The organism is Streptomyces sp. CBMA29 (genome assembly GCF_014596445.1).
Taxonomy (GTDB): Bacteria; Actinomycetota; Actinomycetes; order Streptomycetales; family Streptomycetaceae; genus Actinacidiphila.
In genome coordinates this window covers 64,878-78,362 of the sequence record NZ_MECL01000074.1, presented here as the reverse complement: position 1 = coordinate 78,362, position 13,485 = coordinate 64,878, and the positions used below count along the sequence as shown (strand labels likewise).

Annotated in this window: 8 protein-coding genes; 2 read left to right on the top strand and 6 right to left on the bottom strand. The window is 71.8% G+C overall.

Annotation, left to right across the window (positions count from 1 at the left end; all coding sequences use genetic code 11):
* The first annotated feature begins 83 nt into the window (after positions 1-83).
* On the top strand, positions 84-536 hold the full coding sequence (locus BGM09_RS11525) for a nuclear transport factor 2 family protein (RefSeq protein ID WP_188281414.1): 453 nt from the start codon (positions 84-86) through the stop codon (positions 534-536).
* A gap of 77 nt (positions 537-613) precedes the next feature.
* On the opposite strand, the gene ccrA is transcribed toward BGM09_RS11525, so the two are convergent.
* The 3 genes from ccrA to BGM09_RS11510 all read right to left on the bottom strand — a co-directional run bounded on the left by ccrA (position 614) and on the right by BGM09_RS11510 (position 5,780).
* Positions 614-1,954 carry a crotonyl-CoA carboxylase/reductase gene (gene ccrA / locus BGM09_RS11520; RefSeq protein WP_188281413.1) on the bottom strand — a complete coding sequence of 447 codons (1,341 nt, stop codon included), beginning with the start codon at positions 1,952-1,954 and terminating at the stop codon, positions 614-616.
* Between the two features lie 28 nt (positions 1,955-1,982).
* Positions 1,983-4,796 carry a helix-turn-helix transcriptional regulator gene (locus BGM09_RS11515; RefSeq protein ID WP_223186662.1) on the bottom strand — a complete coding sequence of 938 codons (2,814 nt, stop codon included), beginning with the start codon at positions 4,794-4,796 and terminating at the stop codon, positions 1,983-1,985.
* A gap of 222 nt (positions 4,797-5,018) precedes the next feature.
* On the bottom strand, positions 5,019-5,780 hold the full coding sequence (locus BGM09_RS11510; protein WP_188281411.1) for a thioesterase II family protein: 762 nt from the start codon (positions 5,778-5,780) through the stop codon (positions 5,019-5,021).
* Between the two features lie 304 nt (positions 5,781-6,084).
* Here BGM09_RS11510 and BGM09_RS11505 point away from each other — a divergent pair, with 304 nt between their 5' ends.
* On the top strand, positions 6,085-7,716 hold the full coding sequence (locus tag BGM09_RS11505; RefSeq protein ID WP_188281410.1) for an FAD-dependent monooxygenase: 1,632 nt from the start codon (positions 6,085-6,087) through the stop codon (positions 7,714-7,716).
* A gap of 88 nt (positions 7,717-7,804) precedes the next feature.
* Here the strand turns inward: BGM09_RS11505 and BGM09_RS11500 are convergent, their stop codons facing one another.
* From BGM09_RS11500 to BGM09_RS11490, 3 genes are all read right to left on the bottom strand, one after another.
* Positions 7,805-9,499: a right-handed parallel beta-helix repeat-containing protein gene (locus tag BGM09_RS11500; protein WP_188281409.1), complete on the bottom strand. Its 1,695-nt coding sequence runs from the start codon at positions 9,497-9,499 to the stop codon at positions 7,805-7,807.
* Positions 9,500-9,656: 157 nt separating this feature from the next.
* On the bottom strand, positions 9,657-11,861 hold the full coding sequence (locus BGM09_RS11495; RefSeq protein WP_411158290.1) for a glycoside hydrolase family 3 N-terminal domain-containing protein: 2,205 nt from the start codon (positions 11,859-11,861) through the stop codon (positions 9,657-9,659).
* On the bottom strand, positions 11,858-13,459 hold the full coding sequence (locus BGM09_RS11490; RefSeq protein WP_188281408.1) for an FAD-dependent oxidoreductase: 1,602 nt from the start codon (positions 13,457-13,459) through the stop codon (positions 11,858-11,860). Before BGM09_RS11490 ends, BGM09_RS11495 begins: the two co-directional genes overlap by 4 nt.
* Between the last annotated feature and the right edge of the window lie 26 nt (positions 13,460-13,485).

Genomic DNA, 13,485 nt, shown 5'->3' with positions numbered 1-13,485 from the left:
CTGCGCCCGCCCGTCCGAACGCCTTCCCGACCCCTCTCCCGACCGCCCGTCCCACCGCCCTCCCGACCATCGGAGCAGACACGATGACCGACGAGAAACGGGCCAAGTGGCTCATTCTCGAACACTGTCGGATGATCAACGACGGCAACGTGGAGGGCCTGCTCCAGCTCTACGCCGAGGACTGCACCTTCGAGGACCCGGTGGGCAACGGCGAGCAGCACGGCCTGCACGCGCTCAGCCAGCGCGCCGCCGCCGCCGTCTTCTCCGGCGCCTTCGAGGACGCAGCCATGCCGGTGGCGTCCAAGGACGGCCAATGGGCGTCGGTCCCGATGGTCTCGACCTTCAACTACCTGCCGCTGGCGGGTCCCGCGATGACCGAGTCGGGCCTGCTGCCGCCGGTCCCGCCGGACGACCCGGAGGAGAAGATGATCCGGGTGAACATCGTGATGACGATCCACGTCAACGAAGTCGGCCTGGTCGACCGGATGATGGCGCTGTACGGCAGCTCCGACGTCACCCTCATCGACCGGAAGTGACGCACCGCTGACCGCCCTTGGGCGGGCAGCGGGACACGGTGGCGCGCACCCGCCGCGGGTGCGCGCCACCGCCGTTGTCAGCCCACCGGGGTACGGAACCGGTTGATCTCCGGCAGGTGCCGCTCACGCGTCCCGGGGTCGGTCACGCCGAGCCCCTCGTGGGGCGCCAGGCACAGCACGCCCACCTTCCCGCTGTGCTCGTTGCGGTGGACGGCGCGGGTCGCCTCTCCGGTGGCTTCCAGCGGGTAGACCGTGGACAGCGTCGGGTGCACCATCGCCTTGGTGATGAGGCGGTTGGCCTCCCACGCCTCGCGGTAGTTGGCGAAGTGCGAGCCGACGATCCGCTTCAGCGACATCCACAGGTACCGGTTGTCGTACTCGTGCCGGAATCCGGAGGTGGACGCGCACGTGACGACGGTGCCGCCGCGGCGGGTGACGAAGACGCTGGCGCCGAAGGTCTCCCGGCCGGGGTGCTCCAGCACGATGTCCGGGTCCTCGCCGCCGGTCAACTCCCGTATCCGGCCGCCGAACCGCTTCCACTCGCGCGGGTCGGGCGTCTGCGGGTCCTTCCAGAACCGGTAGCCCTCCGCGGCCCGGTCGATGACCAGCTCCGCGCCCATGGCCCGCACCAGCTCGGCCTTGCGCGGGTCGGAGACCACGCAGACCGGCACCGCCCCGCCGTTCAGGGCCAGTTGCGTGGCGTACGAGCCGAGGCCGCCGCCCGCGCCCCAGATCAGGACCACGTCACCCTGCTTGAGCGAGGCGCCGTTGCGCGAGACGAGCTGGCGGTAGGCGGTGGAGTTGACCAGCCCGGACGACGCGGCCTCCTCCCATGTGAGGTGCGCGGGCTTGGGCATCAACTGGTTGGACTTGACCAGCGTCAGCTCCGCGAGGCCGCCGAAGTTCGTCTCGAAGCCCCAGATCCGCTGCTCGGGGTCGAGCATCGTGTCGTCGTGCCCGTCGGCGGACTCCAGCTCCACGTTCAGGCAGTGCGCGACGACCCGGTCACCCGGCTTCCAGTTGCGCACTCCGGCCCCCGTCCGCAGGACCACTCCGGCGACGTCGGAGCCGAGGACGTGGTACGGCTGCGCGTGGCGCGCCGCCTCGGGGCTGCTGCGCGCGTACCGGTCGAGGAAGGTGAACGTGGGCAGCGGTTCGAAGATCGCGCTCCAGACCGTGTTGTAGTTGATCGCGCTGGCCATCACGGCGATCAGCACCTCGCCGGGGCCGGGTTCCGGGGTCGCGACCTCGATGGTGTGCAGGGACTTGGCGGGGTCCTTCTCGCGGGTCTCCAGCCCCTCGAACATGTCGGTCTCCTCGCGGAGCACGGCCGCGCCGCGGTAGCTCTCCGGCACCGGAAGCGCGAGGAAGTCCTCGGCTCCGGCACCCGCGCGCACGGCGTCGATGATCTGCTGCATGAGCGGTCCTCCCGTTGTGACCCGGCGGTCACGCGATCTCGTTGGTCGGCATGTGCACTTCCAGCGGGAGTTGGTGCCGCCTGGTGATGTTGAGCTTGCGGTAGACCCGGGTCAGGTGCTGCTCGACGGTGCTGATCGTCACGAACAGCTTCGCCGAGATCTCCCGGTTGGTGTATCCGCAGGCCGCCAGGGCCGCGACCCGCTTCTCGGAATCGCTGAGCTTCGCCTCGGCCTCCGCGCCCAGCGCGTCGGCGGCGACCGGTTCCGCGAGCGCGGCGCCGGCCGGGGCGAGGTCCTGGGCCCGTTCCCGCTCGCCCTCACGCAGCCGCTGTCCGGACTCCGCGCACAGCGGTTCCGCGCCGCACTCGCGGGCCAGGTGCAGGGCCCGGCGGGTAACGGCGATCGACCGTGTGGTCTCTCCCAGTTCGCGGTACGTCTCGCCCAGCACGCCTACGGTGCGGGCCAGTTCGAGCCGGTCGCCCGACCGGTGCAGGTCCTCGACCGCCCTGGCCAGCAGCGACGGCCGGAGCTTGAGGTCGACGCTCTGCGCCCGCAGCCGCAGCGTGACGCCGCGCACCCGCGGGTGCACCGCGTCCGGCATCCGCAACTGGTCCACGATCAACCGCTCGGCGCGGTCGGGCTGTTCGAGACGGCACAGGGCCTGCGCGGCGTCGGTGCGCCAGGGCAGCAGCACCGGGCGGTCGACGCCCCAGCGGACGGCGAACCGGCCCGCGGTCTTGAAGTCGGTCAGCGCGGCCTCGGGCTGGCCGGTGGCCAGGTAGAAGTGGCCGCGCGCTCGCAGGTATCCGAGACCGTAGACGCTCTTGAGCAGCGCGTCGGGAATCGGCTGGTTGAGCCGCCGGGCCGCGGCCGTGTAGTCGCCCGCGGCCGTGTGCGTGAGGATCAGCACCGCCAGCGGACCGCCGGCGAAGAAGCTCCCGTTGTGGGCGGACACGCTGTTCAGCGACTCCTGCGCGTACTGCGCGGCGGCCTCCAGCCGCCCTCCGCGCAGCGCGATGTCGGCCCGCAGACCGGCGAACACCGCCCGCCAGCCCGGCGCCCGCCGCCGGTCGGCCTCCTCCTGGAATCTGCGGCAGGCGTCGTCAGCGGCCTCGAGCCGGTCGCCGAAGTACAGCGACACCACGGCGTTGACGATCGGCGTCAGCGTCACGTCCATCAGCGGGGACACCCGCAGGAAGCGTTCGGCCGAGGTCTCCACGCCGGTGTCGGGCGACAGGACCGGGCAGCGCAGCGACCCGTCGGGGGACGGATGCGCCACCGCGTCCGCGGATATCGGGTGGTCCTGCAACCCGGGGTCGCCGCCCTCGCCGCACCACTGCCCGGCCAGGGGCGTCAGTTGACCGAGCGCCGCCTGCGCCGCGCCCCACTGGCCGGACGACGCCCTCGCCTTGAGGCCGCCGAGGATGGCACGGGCCTCCTCGAAGCGACCGTGGCTGATCAGCAGGTCGGCGAGACCGGCGGCGGTGTGGGCGGGCAGCCGGGTGGTGGCCGCGGAGGCGACCAGTTCCGGCAGGTGCCGGGCCTCGGCCGCGGCGGGGTTGATCCGCCACAGCACGGCGGCCAGCCGCAGCCTGATGTCCGTACGCACCCGCTCGTCGTCGCACCCGGCGCAGGCCAGCTCCAGGTAGTCGATGGCGAGCGGTGCGTCGTCCTCGTGCAGCGCGGCCTCCGCGGCCTCCCGCAGTACGGCCGCTCCCCAGGAACCGGGCACCTCGCCCCCCGCGAGCAGGTGCGCGGCCACCGCCGAGGGGCGTGCGCCCTGGTCCCTGAGCAGGCCGGCGACCTCGCGGTGCAACCGGGCGCTCTCGGCCGTGTCCAGGCTGTCGCGGACCACCGACCGTGCCACCGGGTCGCGGAACCGCGGGCCGTCGACGATGCCCGCGGACTCCAGCGCCTGCAACGCCTCGTCGACGCTCCACGAGGTGGCCTCGGAGACGCGCCCGACGGACTCGGTGTCGGCCGCCTCGCCCAGCACCGCGACAGCGGCGGCCACCTCCCAGGTGTCCTCGCCTCCGCGGCGCAGGCAGGTCAGCAGCGCCTGTCCGAACAGCTCCCCGGCGAGCGGCGGGGCGATGCCCGGCGGCCAGTGGGCCACCGCGCGGTGGCAGTCCTCGAGACACGCGCGCAGCAGCAGCGGATTGCCGCCGGTCAGCCGGTACAGCTCCGCGGCGTTCACCGCTCCTGCGGGCAGGTCGGTATACGCGGCCAGGATCTGGGCCACACCGTCCTGGTCCAGGGGCAGCAGCCGCAGCCGGTGCACCTCGGGCTGGCGCAGCAGCTCGACGGCGAACTGCGGGTCCCGCGGTCCGCCGTGCAGCGGCTGGGTGAGCACCATCAGGACACGGCCGCGCCGGGTCAGCCGGGCGAGCTGGAGCAGACACCGCAGCGACTCGGCGTCGACGTGCTGGAGGTCGTCGACAGCGATGACCACCGGCGCCCGCTCGGCCATGCCCTTCACGGCCGCGGCGAGTTGCCGGGCGAACCGGCCGGTTCCCTGGTCGGTGGCCCCGTCGGGCGGCGCCGGTGGCGCGGTCGAGGGCGGCACGCCGTCCATCAGTTGGGAGACGATGCCCAGGGGTGTGCCGGCCTCGGCGGGCGAACCCGCCGCGCACAGCAGGGTGACCCCGGACCTGGTCGCCTCGTCGATGACCCATTCCAGGGTCTGGCTCTTGCCGCAGGCGATGGCGCCCTCGACCAGAACCGTTGTCCCGCTGCCGGACATGACGTCCCGCAAGGAATTGCTCAAAAACTCTAACTGCGCTTCACGCTGAATAAATTCCACGACAGTGAACAGCCCCCGTTCAAACCGTTCAATTCGCATTACCCAAAAGACATCAGGAACGCAACAAAGCGCCAGCGGGTGCGAAACCCGGGGCACGGTTGATCCGCACCCATCCCAAATAACCAACTCCCACCGTATCCGAAAGCCGATTCGACTCTATCGCGGCTTTCCGAAGATCGGGCGGCCTCGACGCGTTAAGAGGGCGGAAGGAGCACACCATCTCCGATTCGGCCACATCCGGATCGGCCGCCTCCGGATCGGTCACACCGGCACGCCGAGCCGGTCGCGCACCCCGGCGATCACCGCCGGCCCCTCGGCCACCAGGTAGAAGTGGCCGCCGGGGAAGACCTCGATGTCGAACGGTCCCGTGGTGTGCCCCGCCCATGCCTCCGCTTCGGCGATCTCGACCTGCGGGTCACGGTCGCCGACGAACGCCGTGACCGGGCAGTCCAGCGGCGGCGCCGGGCGCGGCGCGTATGTCTCGATGGCCCGGTAGTCGCCGCGCACCGCGGGCATGATCATGCGCACGATCTCGTCGTCGGCCAGCAGGTCGGCGTGGGTGCCGGCGAGTCGGCGCAGTTCGGCGACGATGCCGGCGTCGTCCCGCCGGTGGACCGGATCGGGCAGCGGACGGTGAACGGAGGGCGCGCGGCGTCCGGAGACGAGGAGCCGGGTCGGCTCCACCCCATGGTTCCGTTTCAGCCGCAGGGCCACTTCGTAGGCGAGGACCGCGCCCATGCTGTGGCCGAAGAACGCGGTCCTGCGGTCGACCATGGGGGCCAGCGCCTCGGCGGCCAGGTCGGCCAGGTCGTGCAGGTCCTGGACTGGTTGCTCGGTCCTGCGTTCCTGCCGTCCCGGATACTGCACCCCGATGACTTCGACATCCGGTTGCAGCGCGCTGGAAACGGGGAGGTAGAAACTTGCCGAGCCTCCGGCGTGCGGAAAACAGACGAGTCTGCGGGGTTCACTTCCGGGCGGGGCTGGGTGATAGCGGCTGAACCATGCCTCGCGGTTCACACACATCTCCAATTCGATACAAATCCGCCCAACGTGCCCAAGGAGTGCCATGCATGCGGTTTCGAAACTAGTTCGGCTCCGCACTCGCCAGTAACCCCTATCCTGGCGGGCGCCACCCCTATGAACGGAAAATGGCGAGGCAGGGGTGGCCGAAACCGGCAATCCGCGAGGACCGCTCGACCGGCCGCCCGCTCGGCGGCGGTCGGCGCGTCGGGCCCCGGCCGAATCGCGGCGCGGGCGGAGAGCGGGACGGGGTAGGCGAGGGCCAGGCCGTGTCGGCAGGACACGCATGAGGTCTCGCGGAGGAACGATGGAAGCGAACACCGTTGACGGCGGCGCGAGTTGCCAGGTCCTGGTGGTCGGCGCCGGGCCTACGGGGCTGCTGATGGCCGAGGAGCTGATCCGGCGCGGTGTGCGGGTCCGGCTGATCGAGCGGTCCACCGAAGAGAACACACAGAGCAGGGCGTTGGTGGTGGGCGCCCGCACGCTGGAGGTACTGGACGACCTCGGCGTCGCCGAGGAGGCGGTCGACCGCGGCCGGATCCTGCGCCGTATCGACGTCCATCCCGGCCCGGACGACGTCATCCCGCTCGAACTGGACGGCATCCGCTCGCCGTTCCCCTTCGCGCTCTCCCTCCCGCAGCCGGAGGTGGCGGACTTATTGGAGACGGCCGCGCGGCGGCAGGGCGCGGTCGCCGAGCGCGGCACCGAACTGACCACCTGCCGCCAGGACGCGGACGGCGTGACCGCGACCCTGCGGATGCCCGACGGCTCGGAGCGCACGGTACGCGCCGACTGGCTGATCGCCTGCGACGGGGCGCACAGCACCGTACGGCGGACGGCCGGGATCACCGCCGACCACCGGGATCTGCACCGTGCTTTCCTGCTCGCCGACGTCGCCGCCGACTGGGATCTTCCCCAGGACCGGCTGCATCCCTGGCTGGGCGGCCACGGCATCCTCGTTCTGCTTCCGCTCCCCAAGCCGGGCCACTGGCGCGTCATCGCCGATGTCCCGTCCGGCTCCGACGCGCCAGAACCGGACGAGGACATGCTCAACCGGCTGCTCGCCGAGCGCACCCCGCTCGCCGGAGCCGACGGCGGCGGCGCGATCTCCCGTGTGGACTGGCTGAGCGGTTTCGAGGTGCGCGAGTCGCTGGCCGAGCACTATCGGCAGGGGCGGATCCTGCTGGCGGGGGACGCCGCGCACACCCACAGCCCGGTGGGCGGACAGGGTATGAACGTCGGTCTCCAGGACGCGCACAATCTGGCCTGGAAGCTGGCGCTGGTCGTCCAAGGGCGGGCCGGCGCAGGGCTGTTGGACTCCTACGAGCAGGAGCGCCGTCCGGTGGCGGACCGGGTGCTGCACGCCACGGCCCGTGCCACGAAGGTGGCCACCACGCACGTCCCGGTCGCCCGTACGCTGCGCCGGCAGGCTTTGCGGCTGATCAGCCGGACCCCTCCGGTACGGCATCGGCTGGCCCTCGGCGTCACCGAACTCTTCGTGGACTACGAGCACAGCCCGCAGGTCGACCGCGTCCGCAGCTCCGGCGCGGGCGGCCCCGGCCCAGGCGACCTCTCCCCCGACGCGTTCGTCCACGACGGCACGGGCTTCACCACGCTGCGGCACCGGCTGCGCGGCAGCGAACACGTCCTGCTGGTGTTCCTCGGGTACGAGGACGACGAGCGGCGGATCGCCGAGGTGACCCAGGCGGGCCGCGAGGCGCTCGGGGACCTCGGCACCGTCGTCGCGGTGAGCCGGACCCACGGGCAGGGCGACCCCGACCGGTCGCTGCTCGGCGACCGGCACGGCGCCTGTCACCAGGCGTTCGCGGCCACCGGCCCCGGCCTGTGCCTGATCCGGCCCGACCGCTTCGTCTCCCATCGCTCCCAGGACTGGGACATGTCCGGAGTACGGGACCGGCTGGCCGCGCTCGCACACTGACCGGGAGAGCGACGGCGCACCAGCCGTCCGGGACCGCGCCGGGGCGGCCCGCCGCTCATCGCGTGCGACGGGCCGCCCCGGGGGGGTGTCAACCGGCGTCGGCGCCGATGTCGGGGGTGCCGGGGATCGCGTTCTGGTAGTAGTCCACGCCCCCGTTGCCGGAGACGGCGACGCCCGAACCCGCGGCCGGGGAACCGGACGCGAGCGTGTACGCCTGCGGGCACGGCTGCGGTCCCGCGCCGGAGGACGGCGTCCAGGCGCAGGTGCCGCCGGTGCCGGGCGAGGTGAACAGCGGGTCTCCGAAGACCGGTCCGGTCTCCAGTCCCGCGGCCTGCCACGCGGCGAAGGTGCTGTAGGTGGTGCCGCCCCAGCGCCAGGCCGGGGAGCTCGCCGCGTAGTACAGGTTGTGCGACAGCGTCATGCCGGTCTGGCCGTAGACGTTGTAGTAGAACTGGCCGGAGTGACCGTACTGGTCCTTGTTGGCCATGTGGCAGATGTTGTTGGCGATCAGCGAGCCGCTGCCCCAAGTGCCCGCAGCGTAGCCGAAGTCGAAGCAGGCGCTGGCCGTGGACTTGGTGCTCTGGGCGACGTTGGTGAAGAAGGTGTTGCCGTAGATCGACAGCGCGTTCTTCGGGGCGTTCGGCACGACGTCCATCAGGCCGCCCTGGATCTTGGCCCAGTCGTCGTTCTCGGAGATGTTGTACCGGTAGGTGTTCGGGCCCCAGACCCTGGAGTCCACGGTCGAGGTGTAGGCGAGCAGGCCGCTTCCGGCGTTGTGGTGCGTGTAGTTGTACTCCACGACGGAATTCGTCGTGCCGCCGTCGAGGTCGATGCCGTCCCAGTCGCACCCGGCGGTGAACGCCGGATACGGCTGCACGTTGTAGACCTCGTTGTGCGAGACGGTGACGTTGTTCGAGGTGTACGCCTCGATGCCGCTCGCGCCGCCGCAGGAGGTGACGTTGGCGCCCACGTCGTGGATCACGTTGTGCCGGATCACCGCGCCGTCCCAGCCGTTGGCGGTGATGCCCGCGCCGGTGGTCTTGGCGGGCATGCCCAGGTTGTAGACGGTGTTGCCCTCGACCGTGACATTGGTGATGTTGACCCCTGAGCCCCAGCCGTAGATCCCCGGCCCGTCGGAGGAGGTCACGCTCGCGCCGTGCAACGTGTTGTTACGGATCTGGACGTCGTTGAGCGGCCCGGAGTGCCCGTTGACGGCGTAGCCCAGGACCATGATCTCGCCGCCGAACGAACTGGCGCTGCCGCTCGGGGTGGAGAAGCCGGAGATGTCGGAGCCGGAGACCACCAGGGACTGCGTCGCGGAGGTGCCGTTCTGGTTCTCCAGCAGGACACCGGCCGCCGTCGTGGAGCCGTTGACGACCTTGAGGTTGTCGAGCTGGAAGCCGTTGACGTTGTCGGCCGTGACCGCCGCCGAGTAGTCGCCGGTGCAGTTCGAACTGAGGGTGGCCTGCCCGGTGCCGTAGGAGGTCACCCGGAACGGCGTCGAGGCCGACGACGTGGGCACGTTGACCGTGTTGAAGACGAGGCAGCCGGTCAGGGTCTGGCCGCCCTGGAGGGACACGGTGCTGCCCTGGGGGAAGGTGGAGGTGTTGACCTTCGCGACCGTCTGCCACGCCTGGTCGGGCGACAGGCCGGTGTTGCTGTCGCTGCCGCTCGGCGAGACGTAGTACGTGGCCGCCGCGTCGGCGTGTGCCGCGACGGTTGTCGCGGGCAGACAGCCGAGGACGACAGGGACGATCGCGAGTGTGAGCGCCTTTGCTCTCATGGTTCTCCCTCACTGCGTTGATGTGTCGACGCACGGGCTTGTGGTCGATGGATCGTGATGGGACGTGATGGGGCGTGCCTCGAACCGGCCGGTCGGACGACCGACCGACCGGGATCGGGGGTATGGGGGGGCGGCGGGATACGAGGGGGGCCAAGGGTCAGGTGATCCGCAGGGTCCGGTGGGCGCGGGCGTGCGAGCTGTTGCCGGTGTGGAGGTGGATCTCGCCCGGCTCCAGGGTGAAGACCCCCGCCGGGTCGTTGGTCCAGAAGCCGATGTCCTCGGCGCCGACCGTGAAGCGGACCGCCCGCTCCTCCCCGGCCGCGAGCCGGACCCGCTGGAATCCGCGCAGTTGGCGGACCGGCCGGACGATGCTCGCCGCCGGGTCGCGCACATAGAGCTGGACGACCTCCTCGCCGTCCCGGTCACCGGTGTTGCGTACCCGCACGGTGACCTCGACCGTCGCGCCCTCCCGCAGTTCGCGCACGGAGATCCGCTCGCGGCTGAGCGCGGGCTCGCCGAGGTCGAAGGTGGTGTAGCTCAGGCCGTACCCGAACGGGAACCGCGGCCCGTCCTGGACGTCGAGGTACTTCGAGACGTACTTCTCCTCCGGGACGGCCGGGTCGTACGGGCGTCCGGTGCGCTCGTGGTTGTAGTACAGCGGGACCTGGCCGACCGTCCGGGGAAAGGTCACCGGGAGCTTGCCGCCCGGGACGACAGCCCCGGTCAGCACGTCCGCGACGGCCGGGCCCGCCTCGATACCGGGGTGCCAGGCCATGACGACCGCCTGCACCTGGTCCGCCCAGTCCCCGATCGTCAACGGCCGGCCGCCCACGAGCACCACGACGCACGGCGTTCCCGTCGCGGCGACCGCCCTGATCAGCTCCTCCTGGTGCCCGGGAAGTCCCAGGTCGCTGCGGACCGCCGCCTCGCCGCTGATCTCCGAGGGCTCGCCCACCACCAGGACGACGGCGTCGGCGGCCGTGGCCGTCGCGACGGCCTCCGGAAGGCCGGAGACGTCGGAGCCGTCCGCGGGGACGCCCGGGGCGTGAGTGACGACGGCGTGCGGCAGGGCTTCGCGCAGGCTCCGCAGGACCGGGACGGCCTCGGGCGCTCCGGGCAGCGCCCACGTCCCCAGCAGATCGCCGCTGTCGGCGAACGGGCCGAGGACGGCGAGCGTCCGGAGGGCGGTCGCGTCCAGCGGCAGCGCTCCCCCGTCGTTCTTCAGCAGCACCATGCAGCGGCCCGCCACCTCGCGGGCCGCCGCCCGCGCCCCGACGCCCGGGGCGGTGATCTCGGCGGACACCTCGACGTACGGCCGCTCGAACAGGCCGAGCCGCAGCTTCAACCGCAGGACGCGGGCCACGGCGTCGTCCAGCCGCTCCCGGCTCAACTCGCCGCGCTCCAGCAGGGCCGGGCCGTGGTCGACGAAGGTGGTGGAGACCATCTCCAGGTCCACACCCGCCGACAGCGCCAGCCTCCCGGCCTCGGCCTCGTCGGCCGCGCTCCCGTGCGCGATCAGCTCCTGGACCCCCGTCCAGTCGCTGACCACGACCCCGTCGAAGCCCCAGCCGTCCTTCAGAACGCCGGTCAGCGTACGGGGGTTGGCGTGCGCGGGAACGCCGCTGACGGTGTTGAAGGCGGCCATGACGGTGGCCGCTCCCGCCTCGACCGCGGCCTCGAACGGCGGCAGGTAGAGGTTGCGCAGCCGCTGCTCCGAGACGTCCACGGTGTTGTAGTCGCGCCCGCCCTCCGCGCCGCCGTACGCCGCGAAGTGCTTCGCGCAGGCGGCCACCCGGTCCGGCGCGGACAGGTCGTCCCCCTGGTACCCGTGCACCTTGGCCACCGCGTAGCGCGCGGCCAGATACGGGTCCTCGCCAGGGCTCTCGGCGATCCTGCCCCAGCGGGGCTCGTGGGTGACGTCCACCATCGGCGAGAACGTCCAGTGGATGCCGTTGGACCGCGCCTCGGCCGCCGATACCTCGCCGTCGGTCCGCGTCACCTCCGGGTCGAAGGCGGCGGCCTGGGCGAGCGGGATGGGGAAGGTGGTGTGGAAGCCGTGGATCACGTCCAGGCCGAAGACCAGCGGAATGCCGAGCCGCGACTCCTCCACCGCGATGCGCTGCACGGCGTTGCTGTTCGCGGCGCCGACCACGTTGAGCACCGAGCCGAGCAGGCCCTTGCGCGCCGCGGCCTCGACCGCGCCGGTACTGCCCCCGCCGGGGCCGGTGTTCCAGGCCCAGGCGAGCTGCTGCAACTGTCCGAACTTCTCCTCGACGGTCATCCGGCCGAGCAGGCCGGCGATACGGGCCTCGTGCTCGTCGGTGCGCGCGGGGTTCGGCATGGCGGGCTCTCCCTGGTTCATCGGTCCTCCGTCCGGGTCCTGACCGCCTCGGGCCAGGCCAGCGAAATGCCGAGGGTGTGGCTCAGCAGCCTTTGGTAGTCGGCCAGTTGGGTCTGGTCGGACCGGACCTTGCGGGGCGGCAGCGCCCGGTCAAGGCAGAATCCGGCGAGGGCGCCGACGGCCTCGCCGATGGCCCACTCCACGGGGTGCAGGCGGTAGCAGCCGTTGGTGATGTGGGTGGTGCCGATGTTCTTGTTGGCGGGCAGCAGATTGTCCACCCGGACCGGGATCAGCGCGCCCAGCGGGATCTGGAACGGGTAGGAGTCGATGTCGATGTAGGTGCGGCCGGTGGTGGAGGGGTGCAGGTCGATGCGGTAGCTGCCGAGGCCGACGCTGTCGTGGAAGACCTCGCTGCCCGCGCCCTCGGGGCGCGCCTGGACTCCGACATGCTGTTCGAGGACGGTGAACTCCGCCTGGATACGGCGGGATTCGCGGATGTACGGCGTCTTGGCCAGGCCGTCCGCGGTGCCGGTGACGTCGGGGCGCGGTCGCAGGCCGGGGTAGCCGGTACCGCCGTCGGGGCGCGGGGCCTCGGTCTGGAGCCAGTGCAGGAAGGACAGCGACAGGTCGCGGCTGGCGGCGAGGGCCGCCTGCCTGGCCTCGGCGCTCACGCCGAGCAGCGGCGCCTCCCAGTAGTCGATCTGGGGCCAGTTGACGACGGTGAGGTCCGAGGCGAAGGCTCCGGGCGCGAACTGCTCGCGGGCCAGGACGCGCCGGAACTGCCACAGGTCGAAGTGCTCCCCCGCGCTGTGATCGGCGCCCATCAGCGTCCAGGTGCGCTCTTCGAGGGTGATCGGAACGACGTCGGTGAGGGAGAGCTGCGGTCCCGGCCAGAAGGGGGCGGTGGTGGTGAGCCAGTGGTCGTAGGTGTCCGGCCGGTCGATGACGTGGTCCTCGCCCGGCCGGTGTTCCAGGGCGAAGCACCAGGACACGGCCTGCTGGTCGAGGGGGTCGGCGGTGTCGGGCGCGTGGGGCTCCCCGGTCTCGTCGCGGCCCTCGGCGCCGATGACGTGTTCCACACCGGCCAGTTCCAGCAGGTCGCCGAGTTCGGTGGCGTCCGCGACGTAGGAGGCGTGGACGGTGATCCGGCGGCCGTCGTACCGTCCGGCCAGCGTGACCGCCTCGATGCGGTCGCCCTCGGTGTGCGCGGCGACGGGCTCGTACCCCGTCAGCACGGTGATCGCGCCGGAGGCCCGCCAGGGGGCCAGCATCTCCTCGATGACGGCCGCGCCCACCCGCGGTTCGTGACACATCCGGCTGACGATGCCGAGACCCGGATCGAGTCGGGGGTCCCGCGCCGCCCCGGCCGTGAGCGGGTAGTTGCGGCGGTAGTAGTCGCGCACGCGTCTGCGCAGGTCGGCGTAGCCGGGTGGGCAGGCGGGGCCTTCGATCCAGGGGTGCTCGTCGGGTGGCACGGCCTGGGCGGTGAGCTGCCCGCCGAGCCAGTCGGTGGGCTCGGTGAGCACCACCGTACGGCCGAGCCGTGCGGCCGTGAGCGCGGCGGCCACGCCGCCCAGCCCACCGCCGACCACGAGGATCTCTGTTCGTATCTCTGCCATGTGCCCAAGTACTCCTTGTCACCGGT

Coding starts and splice junctions, on each gene's coding strand:
- BGM09_RS11525 (WP_188281414.1), top strand. CDS start 84: ATGACCGACGAGAAACGGGCCAAGTGGCTCATTCTCGAACACTGTCGG.
- ccrA (WP_188281413.1), bottom strand. CDS start 1,954: ATGCAGCAGATCATCGACGCCGTGCGCGCGGGTGCCGGAGCCGAGGAC.
- BGM09_RS11515 (WP_223186662.1), bottom strand. CDS start 4,796: ATGCGAATTGAACGGTTTGAACGGGGGCTGTTCACTGTCGTGGAATTT.
- BGM09_RS11490 (WP_188281408.1), bottom strand. CDS start 13,459: ATGGCAGAGATACGAACAGAGATCCTCGTGGTCGGCGGTGGGCTGGGC.
- BGM09_RS11510 (WP_188281411.1), bottom strand. CDS start 5,780: ATGTGTGTGAACCGCGAGGCATGGTTCAGCCGCTATCACCCAGCCCCG.
- BGM09_RS11495 (WP_411158290.1), bottom strand. CDS start 11,861: ATGAACCAGGGAGAGCCCGCCATGCCGAACCCCGCGCGCACCGACGAG.
- BGM09_RS11505 (WP_188281410.1), top strand. CDS start 6,085: ATGGAAGCGAACACCGTTGACGGCGGCGCGAGTTGCCAGGTCCTGGTG.
- BGM09_RS11500 (WP_188281409.1), bottom strand. CDS start 9,499: ATGAGAGCAAAGGCGCTCACACTCGCGATCGTCCCTGTCGTCCTCGGC.